Origin of the sequence: Mesorhizobium sp. B1-1-8, assembly GCF_006442795.2 — a bacterium.
Taxonomy (GTDB): domain Bacteria; phylum Pseudomonadota; class Alphaproteobacteria; order Rhizobiales; family Rhizobiaceae; genus Mesorhizobium.
The window spans coordinates 4,418,027-4,432,298 of sequence record NZ_CP083956.1; the positions used below are offsets into that span (position 1 = coordinate 4,418,027).

The 14,272-nt window shown below is 65.2% G+C and carries 16 protein-coding genes; 7 read left to right on the forward strand and 9 right to left on the reverse strand.

The genetic code is table 11. The annotated features are described in order from the left end of the window. Window positions 1–464 precede the first annotated feature (464 nt). On the reverse strand, window positions 465–557 hold the full coding sequence (locus FJ974_RS21620; protein ID WP_140539092.1) for a putative RiPP precursor: 93 nt from the start codon (window positions 555–557) through the stop codon (window positions 465–467). 322 nt (window positions 558–879) lie between these two features. Here FJ974_RS21620 and FJ974_RS21625 point away from each other — a divergent pair, with 322 nt between their 5' ends. Both FJ974_RS21625 and FJ974_RS21630 read left to right on the forward strand, forming a co-directional pair. After that, entirely contained in the window at window positions 880–2,838 is a 1,959-nt protein-coding gene (locus FJ974_RS21625) for an acyltransferase family protein (protein WP_226891331.1), read from the forward strand. A 160-nt stretch (window positions 2,839–2,998) separates the two neighbouring features. Next, window positions 2,999–5,017: an acyltransferase family protein gene (locus FJ974_RS21630; RefSeq protein ID WP_140539102.1), complete on the forward strand. Its 2,019-nt coding sequence runs from the start codon at window positions 2,999–3,001 to the stop codon at window positions 5,015–5,017. A 167-nt stretch (window positions 5,018–5,184) separates the two neighbouring features. On the opposite strand, the gene FJ974_RS21635 is transcribed toward FJ974_RS21630, so the two are convergent. Further along, entirely contained in the window at window positions 5,185–5,538 is a 354-nt protein-coding gene (locus FJ974_RS21635) for a cupin domain-containing protein (RefSeq protein WP_140539094.1), read from the reverse strand. 178 nt (window positions 5,539–5,716) lie between these two features. Here FJ974_RS21635 and FJ974_RS21640 point away from each other — a divergent pair, with 178 nt between their 5' ends. From FJ974_RS21640 to FJ974_RS21655, 4 genes are all read left to right on the forward strand, one after another. After that, window positions 5,717–6,034, forward strand: coding sequence for a hypothetical protein (locus FJ974_RS21640; protein ID WP_140539095.1), 318 nt, complete (start codon window positions 5,717–5,719; stop codon window positions 6,032–6,034). A 174-nt stretch (window positions 6,035–6,208) separates the two neighbouring features. Next, window positions 6,209–6,553: a hypothetical protein gene (locus FJ974_RS21645; protein ID WP_140539096.1), complete on the forward strand. Its 345-nt coding sequence runs from the start codon at window positions 6,209–6,211 to the stop codon at window positions 6,551–6,553. Window positions 6,554–6,641: 88 nt separating this feature from the next. After that, window positions 6,642–6,962, forward strand: coding sequence for a hypothetical protein (locus FJ974_RS21650; protein WP_140539097.1), 321 nt, complete (start codon window positions 6,642–6,644; stop codon window positions 6,960–6,962). Window positions 6,963–7,070: 108 nt separating this feature from the next. Beyond that, window positions 7,071–8,360 (forward strand): DUF763 domain-containing protein, encoded by a 1,290-nt coding sequence (locus FJ974_RS21655; RefSeq protein ID WP_226891332.1) that lies wholly within the window; start codon window positions 7,071–7,073, stop codon window positions 8,358–8,360. Window positions 8,361–8,444: 84 nt separating this feature from the next. Here the strand turns inward: FJ974_RS21655 and FJ974_RS21660 are convergent, their stop codons facing one another. From FJ974_RS21660 to FJ974_RS21675, 4 genes are all read right to left on the reverse strand, one after another. Beyond that, window positions 8,445–9,041 (reverse strand): DUF6456 domain-containing protein, encoded by a 597-nt coding sequence (locus FJ974_RS21660; protein ID WP_140538794.1) that lies wholly within the window; start codon window positions 9,039–9,041, stop codon window positions 8,445–8,447. A 56-nt stretch (window positions 9,042–9,097) separates the two neighbouring features. Continuing rightward, on the reverse strand, window positions 9,098–9,829 hold the full coding sequence (locus FJ974_RS21665) for a GcrA cell cycle regulator (protein WP_226891333.1): 732 nt from the start codon (window positions 9,827–9,829) through the stop codon (window positions 9,098–9,100). Between the two features lie 93 nt (window positions 9,830–9,922). Beyond that, window positions 9,923–10,330: a hypothetical protein gene (locus FJ974_RS21670; RefSeq protein WP_181177323.1), complete on the reverse strand. Its 408-nt coding sequence runs from the start codon at window positions 10,328–10,330 to the stop codon at window positions 9,923–9,925. After that, window positions 10,327–10,602, reverse strand: coding sequence for a hypothetical protein (locus FJ974_RS21675; RefSeq protein WP_140538796.1), 276 nt, complete (start codon window positions 10,600–10,602; stop codon window positions 10,327–10,329). Before FJ974_RS21675 ends, FJ974_RS21670 begins: the two co-directional genes overlap by 4 nt. Before the next feature lie 80 nt (window positions 10,603–10,682). On the opposite strand from FJ974_RS21675, the gene FJ974_RS21680 reads away from it, so the two are divergent. Continuing rightward, a complete protein-coding gene (locus FJ974_RS21680; protein ID WP_140538797.1) occupies window positions 10,683–11,315 on the forward strand; it encodes an XRE family transcriptional regulator in 633 nt (210 codons plus the stop codon). A 164-nt stretch (window positions 11,316–11,479) separates the two neighbouring features. On the opposite strand, the gene FJ974_RS21685 is transcribed toward FJ974_RS21680, so the two are convergent. Genes FJ974_RS21685 through FJ974_RS21695 form a run of 3 tightly spaced genes read right to left on the reverse strand, consistent with a single transcriptional unit; the run spans window position 11,480 to window position 14,053 of the window. Further along, entirely contained in the window at window positions 11,480–12,493 is a 1,014-nt protein-coding gene (locus tag FJ974_RS21685; RefSeq protein WP_140538798.1) for an ABC transporter substrate-binding protein, read from the reverse strand. Continuing rightward, complete coding sequence (locus FJ974_RS21690) at window positions 12,486–13,268, reverse strand: ABC transporter ATP-binding protein (protein WP_140538799.1); 783 nt, start codon at window positions 13,266–13,268, stop codon at window positions 12,486–12,488. The genes FJ974_RS21685 and FJ974_RS21690 overlap by 8 nt, the downstream gene beginning before the upstream one ends. Next, a complete protein-coding gene (locus tag FJ974_RS21695) occupies window positions 13,265–14,053 on the reverse strand; it encodes an ABC transporter permease (protein WP_413468363.1) in 789 nt (262 codons plus the stop codon). The genes FJ974_RS21690 and FJ974_RS21695 overlap by 4 nt, the downstream gene beginning before the upstream one ends. Window positions 14,054–14,272: the final 219 nt, after the last annotated feature.

Genomic DNA, 14,272 nt, shown 5'->3' on the forward strand with positions numbered 1-14,272 from the left:
AAAAGCCCGGAAATCCGGCATTTGCGGGCATCCGGCAACAGCAATGATGTGATCGCGGCAGTGCGGCGCGGGTCTTCCGGAAGCGTCGGAACGCTCGGCCGCAAGCTCGTCGGGCAGCGTTGACAGGACGCAACGGCAATGGCACTCCGCAGCCACTGGTCACGCCATGACCGTTGCTGTTGGGGACGGACGGGGTTTCAGCAGCTTGGCGGCGGCGCCGGACGGGCGGGCACCCTGCGCGGTGCACCGCCCGCTCCTGGCCGGGCGCTCAGAAAGCGCCTATTATATTAATCGGTCGATACCACCACGTTGGCCGTGACGGCGGAGAGCTTTTGGCGCCTTTCGAGCGTCGGCCTGCTGTAGATTTTCTTCATGGATATCCCCCCTGAAACCACCCGGGCAAGGGAACCCAGCTCGATCTTTTTGTCAAGCTCGCGCTAAAATAGTTGCGGTGAAGCAGCAGTTCAGAAGGCAAAGCCAGAGGGCGGCACGGCTGCGGTGAGAGCCGAAAGCCTGCCGCGCTTGTCGAGCGTCGGCCTCTCATAGGTCTTCTTCATCGCCAGTTCCTAGTCAACGACCGGCCAAGGGAGCGCGCTGCGGCGACCCTGTCAAGGTACGGCAAGTGAACCGGCCAAATTGCCGGCCAGCTTTTGCGTCGGTGCGACTATTTTTGCGGTGGGTGCCGGAAGTCTTGCCAGCCTTATTGCGCCGTCCCTCAACCGCCCTCTGGGCACCTTCTCCCGTGAACTGCCCATGAACGGGAGAAGGAAGGCTCCCCTTATGTTGCACTGCGTTAGATTTGTTGCATTGCGATATGGGAGCGGAGGCGCAAGTCTTGTCCAAGGCGGGATACGAACGAACAAGGCGAGGTTCGTCTTCGTGTCAGCCCCATCGCAAAGTTTTAGGCCCGATATCGAAGGTCTGCGCGCGCTGGCCGTGGCGGGCGTCATCGCCTTCCATTTCGGGCTGACGGGCCTGCCCGGCGGCTTTGCCGGCGTCGACATCTTCTTCGTCATCTCGGGCTATCTCATCACGCGCCATCTCGCCGGCGAGATCGCCGAGACCGGCCGGCTGAATTTTTGGCGGTTCTACGCCCGGCGCGCCCGGCGGCTGCTGCCGGCGGCGCTTTTCGTCATCGCCGCCACGCTCGCCGCCGGCGCCGTCATCCTGTCGCCGGAGGAGCAGGCGCTCTATTCCAAGGGCGCGATGTTCGCCTCGGCCTACATGATCAATCTGTGGCTGATCCGCTGGTCGTTCGACTATTTCGCCAACGACGCCGCCAACAACCCGTTCATCCACTATTGGTCATTGTCGGTGGAGGAGCAGTTCTACCTCGCCTGGCCGGCGTTGCTGATGCTGGCGGCATGGCTGAAGCCCGGCCGGCGCACGATCATCCTCACCGTCGGCATTGCCGGCCTCGTCTCCTTCGCCGTCTGCGCCTGGCTCACCCAGGTGTCGCAGCCCTGGGCGTTTTATTTTTCACCGCTGAGAGCCTGGGAATTCGCCGCCGGCGGCCTCGCCGCAATGGCGCCGGCACGGCTTTTCGAGAACCGACCGCGGCTCGGCGCGGCATCCGGCCTGATCGGTCTGCTGCTGATCGCCGTCGCCTACCTCACCTTCAGCGAGGACGCTCCCTTCCCCGGTTTCCTGGCGCTGGCACCGGTGGCCGGCACGGTCCTTTTGCTGCTGGCGGGCGCGGCCGGCGCCAGGGAAGGCGTAAATGCCGCCCTGGCGCTGCCGCCCTTGCAGGTCGTCGGAAAGCTTTCCTATTCGCTCTATCTCTGGCACTGGCCGGTCATCGTCTATGCCGGCATGCTGGTGCAGGATCTCACCGTTGCCGAGCGTCTCTTCTGCCTGGCGCTGACGCTGGCGCTGTCGGTCTTCAGCTATCACCTGATCGAGAACCCGATCCGCCGCAATGGCTGGCTGATGGCCAATGCGGCGCGGGCGCTGGTGCCGGCCCTCCTCCTGACCGGCACCGGCGTCGCAGCCGCCTATGGCAACGCCAAATTTGCCGTCGCCGACCTCGATCCCCAGCAGCGCAGCATCGCCGCAAGCGCCGCTATACCGGCCACCGCGCGCGCCAGCGCCTGCGTCGAAGGCTACGATGCGGTGAAACCGAAAACCTGCGTGTTCGGAACCGGCCGGCGCGCCATCGCGCTGTTCGGCGATTCCCATGCCGAGCACTGGTCGACGCCGCTGATCGATGCCGCCAAGAAGAACGGCTACCGCGTCGAGACATGGCTGAAGAGTTCGTGCCGGCCCTCGCGCTTCTCCTTCTTCGTGGCCAAGCTCAAGCGCAACTACGACGAGTGCGACCAGTGGCGCGAGCAGGCGATCGCCGAGATCATCCAGGCGAAGCCTTCGCTGGTGGTCATTTCGGAGCTGGCGCTGACCAGCGCGCGCAAGATGGCGGCCGGCAAGGGCGAGCCGGACACGCCGGACGCCGCCTGGCGTGCGGGCCTGCGCTCGACGCTGACCAGCTTGAGCAAGGCCGGGCTGAAGATCGCCTTCATCCGCGACGTGCCCTTCAATGACGAGAATGTCGACACCTGCGTATCGCGCGCGCTTTGGCGCAACCAGGCGCCCTCGCTCTGCGACCAGACGCGCGCCGATGCCGCCAACGACAAGATGGCCGCGGTGGAGCGCGCGATCGTCACCAGCGTGCCGAACGCCAGCTATATCGACCTGACCGACCGCTTCTGCAACGCCACCATCTGCCATGTCTTCATCAACGGCAAGCTAGCCTTCCGCGATCAGCACCATCTGGCGACACCGTTCGCGAAATCGCTGGAGCCGGATGTGGAAAAGCGGGTGATTTCGAAGGTGGGAAGGTAGAGCGCTGGAGCGCCCGCCCACGTTTTCCGGCGCGCTCCCGGCCTCCTCTTATGTTGCATCGCGTTAGATTTGTTGCATTGCGGCAAGACCGCATGCGGTCAACTCTTCGCTTTGGGCGGACTGCAAACGACCAAACGCGAGGTTGATCGTGTCAGCACCGTTGCGGGGTTCGTTCCGGCCCGACATCGAAGGTCTGCGCGCGCTGGCCGTAGCGGGCGTCGTGGCCTTCCATTTCGGGCTTACGGCGCTCCCCGGGGGCTTTGTCGGGGTCGACATATTCTTCGTCATCTCGGGCTATCTCATCACCCGTCACCTGGTCGGTGAGATTTCCGAGACCGGGCGGCTCGACTTCTTCCGCTTCTATGCCCGCCGCGCCCGGCGGCTGCTGCCGGCCTCGCTGTTCGTCATCCTCGCCTCGCTGATGGCCGGCTACTTCATTCTATCACCGGAAGAGCAGGCGCTCTATTCGAAGGGCGCGATGTTCGCCTCGGCCTACACGATCAATCTGTGGCTGATCCGATGGTCGTTCGACTATTTCGCCGCGGACGCGGTCAACAACCCCTACATCCATTTCTGGTCGCTGTCGGTGGAGGAGCAGTTCTACCTCGCCTGGCCGGCGCTGCTGGTCTTCGCCGCCTGGCTGAGACCGGGCAAACGGGCGATCATGCTAACGATCGGCGTCACCGGCCTTGTCGCCTTCGCCGTCTGCGCCTGGCTCACCAGTGTGTCGCAGCCCTGGGCATTCTATTTCTCGCCGCTCAGGGGCTGGGAGTTCGCCGCCGGCGGCCTTGCCTCGATGGCGCCGGCTCGGTTGTTCGAGAACCGCCCGCGGCTCGGCGCGGCATCCGGCCTGACCGGCCTGGCGCTGATTGCGATCGCCTACCTCACCATCAGCGAGGACTCACCCTTTCCCGGTTTTCTGGCCCTGGTGCCGGTTGCCGGCTCGGTCCTTCTGCTCACGACGGGCGCGGCCGGCGCCAGGCAGGGAGCTTTGCGCAATACCGGACAGAAGACCGCCGCGGACTTTTCCTGGAATTGGGCGAATGCCGCCCTGGCGCTGCCACCCTTGCAGGTGATCGGCAAACTTTCCTATTCGCTCTATCTCTGGCACTGGCCCGTCATCGTCTATGCGGGCATGCTGGTTCCGGAGCTTACCCTTGCCGAGCGCCTTGGCTGTCTGGCGCTGACATTGGCGCTGTCCTTCCTCAGCTATCACCTGATCGAGAACCCGATCCGTCGCAATCACTGGCTGATGGTCAATGCGCCGCGGGCGCTGGTGCCGGCCCTGCTCCTGACCGGCACCGGCGTCGCGGCTGCCTATGCAAATACCAGATTCGCCGTGCGAGACCTCGACCGCGAACAGCGCGCCATTGCCGACAGCGCGGCGCAGCTTTCCACCGTGCGCGCCAGCGACGGCGGCTGCGTGCTCGATTTCGAGACGGTCAAGCCGAACCCTTGCGTGTTCGGCGCCAAGAATGCCGGGCGCTCGGTCGTCCTGTTCGGCGACTCGCATGCCGACCATTGGTCGACACCGCTGATCGAGGCAGCGAGGAAGAACAACTACCGCGTCGTCACCTACCTCAAATCGTCATGCCGGGCCTCGCGGATAACGACCTGGAACTGGCAGCTTAAGCGCGACTATACCGAATGCGATCAATGGCGCGAGCAATCGGTCCAGGACATCGTCAGGCTTCATCCGGACCTGGTGGTTATCTCGGAATTCTCGATCGGCAATGTGATCAGGGAATCGCCAGAGGAACTGAGGCACGCCAATTGGAATGAGGAGTGGAAGGCCGGCCTGCGCTGGACGCTGGGGGCATTCAGCCGGGCCGGAATCAAGGTCGCGGTGATCAGGGATGTGCCTTACAACGCAAGCTATGTCGACAAATGCGTGGCGCGGGCGCTGTGGCGAGGCCGGGCGCCGGGCGTCTGCGACACGCCCCGGACGGCGGCGGCGAATGACGACATAGCCGCGGTCGAGCGCGACATCGTGCGCGGCACGCCGAACGCCACCTATATCGACGTGACGAACCGCTTTTGCGACCAGACCACCTGCCACGTCTTCATCGACGGCATGCTGGCCTTCCGCGACCGCCACCACCTGGCCACACCCTTCGCGGCGTCGCTGGAGCCGGTGGTGGAGCACGCGCTGTTCAGGCAAGTGGTGGCCGGGAATTAGGGGGAATGCAATCTCCCCCTTGAGGGGGAGATGGCCGCAAAGCGGCCAGAGGGGGTCGGTCCGACTGGGCTCGGCCTGCTGGCGTGGAAGAGGTTGGCGCTCTACGTGAGGCGACCCCCTCTGTCGCCTTCGGCGACATCTCCCCCTCGAGGGGGGAGATAACCTCTTCACCCCACCACGACCACAAAATGCTTGGTCACCGGCTCGAGGATCTGCCAGGTGCCTTTGAAATCGGCCTCGACCACGAAGGCGTCGCCGGGGCCGACCTCGACCGGGGCGCCGCCATCCGGCGTGATGACGATGCGGCCGGCGATCATGTGGACGAATTCATAGTCGCTATAGGTGGCGTGATAGGTGCCGGGCGTAGCGCGCCAGGTGCCCGACATCACCTTGCCGTCGGCGGTGGTGTGTTGCACCGCGGTCTGCATGGTCGGCCGGCCCTCGACCGCGATCCAGCCCGGCAGGTCGCCGGCCTCGGCATGGCCGACGGCGCCGAATTTAACGATGGTATTGTTGGTCATTCGCGTGCTCCTTATCGAGGTGTCGGGGCTTGCATAGTGGATGTGCCGGCCATTTGCGCGTAGTGCCGCGACAACAGGTGGCGATATGGCGACGCCCAATCTTTCTCGGGAACATCGCCCACTCCGAAACCGTTTATCAGTCGAAGGGGCATCCATTGAAACCTCAAAGGAGGTTGCCATGAGAAAGCTCTTGCTTGCTTCGATGATCGCCATCGCCTCGGCGTTCGCGATCGCACCGGCTAGCGCCGGCAGCGTCCAGTTCGGTATTGGCGTCGGCCCGTCCTATGAGCCTTATTACGGAGACGACTACTATGGCGGGTATTACCCTCACCGCTACTACCGGCACGTCTATGATGACGACTATTACAATGGCGGTTACGTGGTGCGCTACCATCATCGCCATAATTGCCGCACCGAGCTCGTGAGCCACTGGCGCCACCACCACCGCGTGGTGGAAGAAGTGCGGGTCTGCGGTAACGGCTACAACGGTTACTAAGCGAGTCCGCATTAATCGCGCGGAAGGGCTCTCGGCCGTCCCGCGCGATCGTCCTTCAGGCACCCGGGCGTCTGGATTTCGTAACGCCTTCAAATCCTGCTGATCCCGGCACAGGCGGCGCGGCCTTTTCGGCACTCGGGCGTTATCCTGGTGAACCTTCAGGAGGAGGTTGCCATGAGAAAGCTTCTACTTGCTTCGGCGGTCGCCATCGCCTCGGCGGCAGCCTCGGCCACGCCGGCGGATGCGCGGGTATTCATCGGCAGCGGCGGCTATTTCGGCTTCGGCCCTTTCGGCGACTTTTATGACAGCTATGGGCCGTATCCGTCCTACGGCCCCTATTGGGGCGGCCCCTACTACGACTACGGCCCCGGCGCCTATAACGACTATAACGGCGGCTATGTGATGCGCTACCCGCACCAATATTACGCCTCTAACCGCTATCGCCACTGCCGGTTGGAGCGGGTGAGCCACTGGCGCCATCACCACCGCGTGGTCGAAGAAGTGCGGGTGTGCGGGTAGCCGGCGACCGGCGGCCATATTAGCGATCGGGAACATAGGGTGACCGCGACGCGTTTACCCCATGATCAGCCTTCAGGAGGAGGTTGCCATGAAAAAACTGTTACTTGCCTCGGTGATCGCTGTCGCCTCCGCGGCAGCCACGGTCGCGCCGGCGGATGCGCGCGCGTTCTTCGGTCTTGGCTTCGGTCCGTTCGGCGGCTATCCGTTCTATGGGGGCCCGTTCTACGACTATGGTGGCCGCTATTACGGCCCGCGCTATTACGACGACTATTATCCCGGCTACGTGGTCCGCTATCCGCACTACCGGTACCATAGGTATTACTACAGGTACCACTATTACAGGCACCACCATCGGTACTATCATAGGCACCACTACAGACACCACCATAGATACTATTACAGGTACTAGGTAGCACGCGTTGCGATTAGCCATCTCCCCTTGAGGGGCGGAGATCACCAACCTTGCAAATCCCTGCCGAAATGCCATCTAAGTCGCTGGCATCCAGGGAGAATTGACGTGACGCAGCGAAGCGGCAGCGCCGACCTGCCGCTGCATGGCGGGCGGGTCCCGAAATGGCTGGGCGAGCGCATGACGAAGCTCGGCGCGGTGCTGTGCGAAGCGATCATCCACCATTATGGCCGTGACGAGCTGCTGAGGCGGCTGGCGCATCCCTTCTGGTTCCAGTCGTTCGGCGCCGTGATGGGCATGGACTGGCATTCGTCCGGCATCACCACTTCCGTTATCGGCGCGCTGAAGCGCGGGCTGAACCCGCTGGCGGGCGAGCTCGGCATCCATGTCTGCGGCGGGCGCGGCGCGCATTCGCGCAAGACACCGGGCGAGCTGCTGGCGATCGGCGAGCGCGTCGGCCTCGACGGCGATGCCCTTGCTACCGCCAGCCGGCTGGTCGCCAAGGTCGACAGCGCCGCCGTGCAGGACGGCTACGATCTTTACCTGCACGGCTTCATCGTCACCGACGACGGGCGCTGGGTGGTGGTGCAGCAGGGCATGAATGGCGATGCCCGCCAGGCGCGCCGCTACCACTGGCTGTCGGAAGGGCTGACGAGTTTCGTCGACCAGCCGCATGCGGCGATCGAGGGCGAGGCTCAAGGGCAGATCGTCAACCTCACCGACCATCGCGCGGAAAAGGCGCGAAGCGGCCAGATCGAATTGCTCAAGACCATGAGCCCGGAGAAGATCCTGAGCGAGCTGGCCGTGCTGGAGCCCCCAGAAATCGCAAAAGCCAAGCCTGAACCCGCTGCCCAGCCGCTGTTGCCCAACCTCGTTATGCCGGCGCATCACGACGTGCGCGAGAGCGACGTCGTCATGCGCCGCCTGCACGGCAACATCGCGTCGGCGATCGAAAGCGGACCGAAGGATTTTCCCGAACTGCTTCTGGTGCCGGGCGTCGGCCCGCGCACGGTCAAGGCGTTGGCCATGGTCTCGGAAGTGGTGCACGGCGCGCCCTACCGCTTTTCCGACCCGGCGCGCTTCTCGCTCGCCCATGGCGGCAAGGACCGCCACCCCTTCCCGGTGCCGCTGAAGGTCTATGACGAGACGATCGCTGTGCTGAAATCGGCGGTGAGCAAGGCCAGGCTCGGGCGTGACGAGGAGTTACAGGCGCTCAAGCGGCTGGACGGGGAGTCGCGAAGGCTGGAGCGCTATGTGACGGGGCCGAGCTTGAAGGAGATCGTGGCGGGCGAGATGGACCAGTCGCATCTGCTGGGGGGACGGAGTGTGTTTGGGTGGGAGGGGGCGCCTGAAAGCGACGGGTTGGAAGAATCGAGATCGCGAAAGAAGGGCGCATAGCGCTGTTCAGAATCTGATTCACCCGCTCGCGCCAAGCGCCTGATCTTACGCGGGTCCGCACGATGTCGGCAAATCGCTACGCCCTCACCCCGCCCTCCGCCCCATCATCCCGTAGTGCACCGCCAGCAAATCCAGCCCCACCTTCAGCAGCTTCACCACCACATCCCGCCCCTCACCGGCGCGCTCTGCTAGAGCTTTCACCGACTTGCCTTCCAGGCAGACCTTGCGCACCACGTCGGCTACCTCCCAATGGGCGAGCGCGGCAGCGGCGTGAGCATGGGCACGGCCGGCGGTGAGCACGCGGTCGGGGACGCCGCCATTGACGCGGCTGCCGTCGACGCGCTCGCTCCAGGATTGCGGCTGCAGGCCCTCGCGCGAGGCGCGCTCGAAATCGTCGCGAAAACGCTGGCCGGCCTCGCGCTGCTGGCGGGAGAGCGAGGTGATGCCCACCAGCGGATCGACGTTGCGCAGGCGCACGATGCCGCCGGTGGAGGTGTAGCCGCCGTTGGAGATGTCGTACAGGCGGTTGGCTTCGGCGGTGCCGGCGGCGAGCCGCTGGCGGCCGAAGGCGTCTTCCTTCAGCGCGAAATCATGGCCGACCTCGCGGCGGATGCGCACCTGCTCGGCCTCGCCCTTCGGCAGTTTCGGCGGCTGCGGTTTTTTCGCGGTCTTACGCGGCATGGGCGGGGGTCCTTGTGATTGGGATGACGGGGCGTCTCAGAACCTAAGCGGTCACCTCATACCGCCCCCATTCGCCGGCCGTGGAAGCGCGCATGGTGATGGGCGCAGTAGGAGCGCGTCGCCGAGGTGCGCAGGCCACAGCAGAGCATATCCGATCCCGGCCGCGCGCCGGGCGCATCGTCTTCGGCATCCTCATGCAGCGCGAGGTCGAGCGGCGCGCGGCAGCGGCCGAACAGGCAATCGAGGAAGCGCATGGCCGCGACGTGCGGCTGGCGGCCGGGCTTTACCGGAGGCGGCGGCGCCGGGAGTTTGTAGAGCTGCGCTTCCGATTTCTCGCGCGTTCCCGGCGCGAGCCAGGCCGGCGGCAAGGTGCGCGCCGATTTTTTCGCCTTGGCTTTCTTCGCCTTGGGCGGGGTGGGTATGGTGACCGTGTCATCTGCATGGGCGATGACCCCATAGGCTGATACGTCGGCGGGACAGCGCCCCCCTCTGCCCTGCCGGGCATCCCCCCCACTAGGGGGGAGATCGGCAGTTGCAAGGCCGGCGGACATCCGCCCCGGCCGCTCCGCGTTCTGCCTTGGCCTTCCGCCGGCGCGGCCGCCTTTCGGGTTGGCGAAGCCGATGGCGCTTAAGCCCGCGTTGCGGTGGACGATGCCGATGATGGCGTTGCGCGACACGGGCGAGCTGCGCAGCGCGCTGAAGCGGCCGGCGATGCGCGCGGCCGATAGCCCCTCCTTCAGCCAGGCTGCGATCTCGTCGATTTCCTTTTCGGTATAGGCGGCGGCCATGTCTTGATCCATCGGTTGCAAAAGGGTTTTGGCCGAGGCCAAGCACCAGGGTTCGGCCACGAGGCCGTTTGTCGGATCGGCAAGGGCTGGGGTTCAGGCGGCGCCTGGAGCACTTCGCCGTTTTGCGGAAACGGCGAAGCGCTCCATCTCGTTGTTTTGACGCAATTCCGGACGGAAAACCGCTTCGCACTTTTCCTGGAATTGCTCAGGCGTCACGCCGATGAGTCGAACAAGTGCTGCTTCGGCGGCGGCACGGGTCAGCCCCGACACCGCCCTGCCCGTGGCGCGATCGAACAGGATGACGGTGCCGTCCTCGGTGCGGATACAGCTTGTGCCATCCAAATTGGGGGCCGGAGCCGTGGGAGGAGCGGCTCCGGCCGGTCCGGTGAACCGGGGTGCGGGCGGTTCGACCGGATCCGGGGCCAAAGCCCCGGAAAGCGTCCGGACCGGGGAGGAGGACAATCCGGACGATGGGAAATCAAAAACGGGACGCGCGTTCATGCCGCCTCCCTTTGCGCGGCGCGACTGCCCGCCAGCCATTCACAGCTGATGCCGGCAATGGCCAGCCTGAGGCTCGCCGCCACCACATGCGGCCAATGCTCGGGAGCTATACGCTTGCGCCGGTGCATCTGGCGGGCCGCCTCGTAGCTGCAGCCGACATCGACGGCGAAGGCGCCGGTGCTAACCCAGCGGTCGATGGGTCCCGAGATATTCGTGGGCGACCCCGAAACGTTTGGGAGCGATGCGGAAATGCTTGCGGGTTGTTCGATCATGCGCTAAGCGTACGTTATGTACGAAAGAGTCGCAAGCGAAATCGTACATCTTGCACGATAATTTTCAGGCATTTTGTACGATGATGGATTCACGGCACAGATTGCAGCAGGCGCGCGCCCAGGCCGGCTATGCCTCGCCGAGCGATGCCGCGCGGGCGCTTCGCGACATCAACAAGAACACGCTGATCAGCCACGAGAACGGCAATCGGCCGCTGTCCCGCAAAGCGGCCGAGAAATACGGCCGCCTGTTCGGCGTCGATCCGGGCTGGCTCCTGTTCAATGCGGATGGCGCAGAGGCGGCGCCCGTCAACCTCACCCCCTCGCCCGTCACCGTCGACGTGCCGATCGTGTCATGGATCAGCGCCGGCGAACTCGGCGGCCAGGAGGGCGTCGTCAACCTCTCCGACTATCCGACCATTCCGACCGCCGACCTCGAGGAGGGCGAGTGGATCGCGCTGCGCGTCGACGGGCCGTCGATGAACAAGATCTCGCCGCCGGATTCGATCATCTTCGTCAATCTCAGGGACAAGCGGCTGGTGACCAATGGCTGCTATGTGATTTCAGACGAGACCGGCCGGGCCACCTACAAGCGCTACCGCCCCAACGACACCCCGCCCTTCCAGCCCGCTTCCTATCTCGACATCCCGCCGCCCGCGCTCGAAGGCGCGATCACGATCATCGGGCGGGTGAAGAGGTCGATGATCGATATGTGAGAGCGTAATCTCAGATGGCCGGTCTACCCTGCGCAGCTGCTGCGGAGGACGGGGCAGGCCAGAGGGGTCGCCGCGCATAGAGCGCCAGCCTCCTTCGGGTTGCGATAGGAGGACGTGCCGACCCTCTCTGTCGCCTTCGGCGACATGTCCCCTCAAAGGGGATATTATGCGCCTAAAAATTCATTGCTGAAATACGCCTCGAAATCCGGCCGCTCCTTCAGCGCCTTGCCCTCACCGTCCAGCAAGATGCCTGCACTGAACAAATACCCGCCCATGGCCTCCACCTTCGCCTCGTCGATGGTGCCGATGGCGCCGGTCGCGCTCTTCAGGAAATGCCCTTCGTTCAGCGCCTTCAGCGAGGCGTGGACCAGCGCCGGGTTGGTGAGCGTGTCCTTGTTCGCCGCGACCAGCAGGTCGCCGGCTTGCCTCGGATGGTCGACGGCGAATTCATAGCCGCGCCGCGTTGCCTGGACGAAGGCCGCGGCCGCTTTCGGATTGGCCTCGAGGAAGGCGTTGCTGGAAGCGATGAAGGTGGTGTGCTCGTCGGGCACGCCGTAGTCGGCGTAGCGGAAGCTGCGCTGCTTCAGCCCTTTCAGCGCTGCCTCGACGCCCTCCCAGGTCGAGACTTCAAGCGTGAAATCGACCGCGCCGTTGGCCAGCGCCTCATAGGCCGAGGTGCCGAGCGTCACGGTCTGGAACTCGCCCTTGCCGCCGTCATGGCGGATGATGGTCTGTAACAGCGCGTTCTCCCAGGCGCTGCCGAAGCCGCCATAGGTCAGGCCGTCGAGATTTTTCGGGCTTCTGATCGCGGCACGATCGGCGTTGAAGACGACGCGGCCGGTCTCCGACTGGACGACGGCATAAACGGCCTTGAGGTCCGCGCCGGCGCTCTTCTGCGTAAACAGGCCGAGCGATCCGGAAATGCCGAAATCGGCGACGCGGCTGGCGATCAGCGTGCCGGAGCCGGTGTCGCCATAGGGCAGGATTTCGACGTCGAGCCCGGTATCCTTGTAAAAACCTTTGTCTCGGGCGACGAACAGGCCAACGTGGTTGGTGTTGATCGTCCAGTCGAGCGCCACGGTTATTTTCTGCGGCGTGGCCGCCCTGGCGCGTCCGGGAAGCGGCAGGCCGGCGGCCAGCGTCAGAAGCAGCGCCTGGCGGCGGGTGAAATCAGTCATGGTCATCTCCATTGGACGGTCGGGAAACGGTTTGCGGATCGGCGGCGCCAAGCAGCGTGTCGAGGATGCCGGCCTCGATGGCGGCGGCCTCGCGGGCGAGATCGGCGCGCCCGGTGCGGGGGCGCGGCAGCGGCACCGCGATTTCGCTGACGACGCGGGCCGGGCGGGCGGAAAACATATAGATGCGGTCGGAGAGCAGCACCGCCTCGCGTACGTCGTGGGTGATGAGCAGCGCCGTCCAGCGGTGGCTCTGCCACATGGCTTCCAGCCAGCGCTGCATGGAAGCGCGGGTCAGCGCATCGAGCGCGCCGAACGGCTCGTCGAGGAGAAGCATGTTGCGCTCCTGCACCACGGTGCGCAGCAAAGCCGCGCGCTGGCGCATGCCGCCCGAGAGCTCGGCCGGCCAGGCGCGCTCGAAGCCGGCGAGACCGAATTCGGCAAGGAGCGGGGTAACGCGCTCGCGTGCCGCGCGGCGGCTCATGCCCTGCACTTCCAGCCCCAGCGCCGCATTGTCGATGACGCGCCGCCACGGCATCAGCGCGTCGCGCTGCGGCATGAAGGCGAAGGGGCGGCCATCGAGCGGCGCGCCGTCGAAAAGCATCTCGCCCTCGCCTTTTAGTCCGCCGGTCAAAAGCTGGAACAGGGTCGACTTGCCGGCGCCGGATGGGCCGAGGATGGAGACGAATTCGCTGGCGGCGACATGCAGCGAAATGCCGGCCAGCACTTCGAGCGTGCCGAAGCTTTTGCGCACGTCGCGGAGTTCTAGCCGCATCATTGCCGCGCCTCCGCCGAACGCTCCGCCTTACGGTCGCGGCCGGCTTTCTCCCAAGGCATGACGAGCCGCTGCAGCAGCACGGCAAGGCCGAACAGCGCAATGGTGAGGACCGAACTGACCGCGACGGCGGCAAGCACCAGATCGGGTCGAAAATTGTTCTTGGCGCTGAGCATATAGATGCCGAGACCCTTCGCCGCGCCGGCATATTCGGCGAAGATCGCGCCGACCACAGCATAGGTGATGGAGATCCGCAGGCCGGCGAAGAAATAGGGCAACGCCGAAGGCAGGCGCGCCAGCCGGAAGATGCGCCAGCGCCCTGCCCCCATGGCGGCAAGCATCTGGGCAATCTCCTTCTCCGTGGCCGCATAACCCTCGACCAGCGCCACCATCATCGGGAAGAAGGTCACGAGCGCCACCAGCAGGATCTTTGGCAGCAGGCCGAAGCCGAACCACAGCACCGCCAGCGGCGCGATCGCCACCAGCGGCAAGGTCTGGCTGGCGATCAGCAGCGGAAACAGCGCGCGGCGCAGCCGGGGGAGAAAATCGACCAGCGCCGAAAGGACGAAGGCAGCGATGAGTGAGCAGGCAAAGCCGGCCGATGTGGCGCGGATGGTGGGGATGGTGTTTTCGGCCAAGGCCTCGCGGTTCTGCCAGGCCTGCTCCAGCACGCGCGACGGCGCCGGCAGCATGGTCGGGGCGATGCCGCCATAGCGGGCGTAGAGCTCCCATGCGGTGAGGAGCAAGGCGAAAGCGAGGGCGGCGGGGGTGATTCTGGTGAGGGCGATGGTGACGGCCGATCTCCCCCCTCGAGGGGGAGATGTCGCCGGAGGCGACAGAGGGGGTCGCCGCGCGTGAAGCGCCGACGTCGCCTGCGGCCGCAGAGGAGGTTGGCGCTCCACGGGCTGAGACCCCCTCTGGCCTGCCCGTCCTCCGCAGCAGCTGCGCTGCAGCTGCGGAGGGTGGACCGGCCATCTCCCCCTCGAGGGGGGAGATTCGCCCGCGTC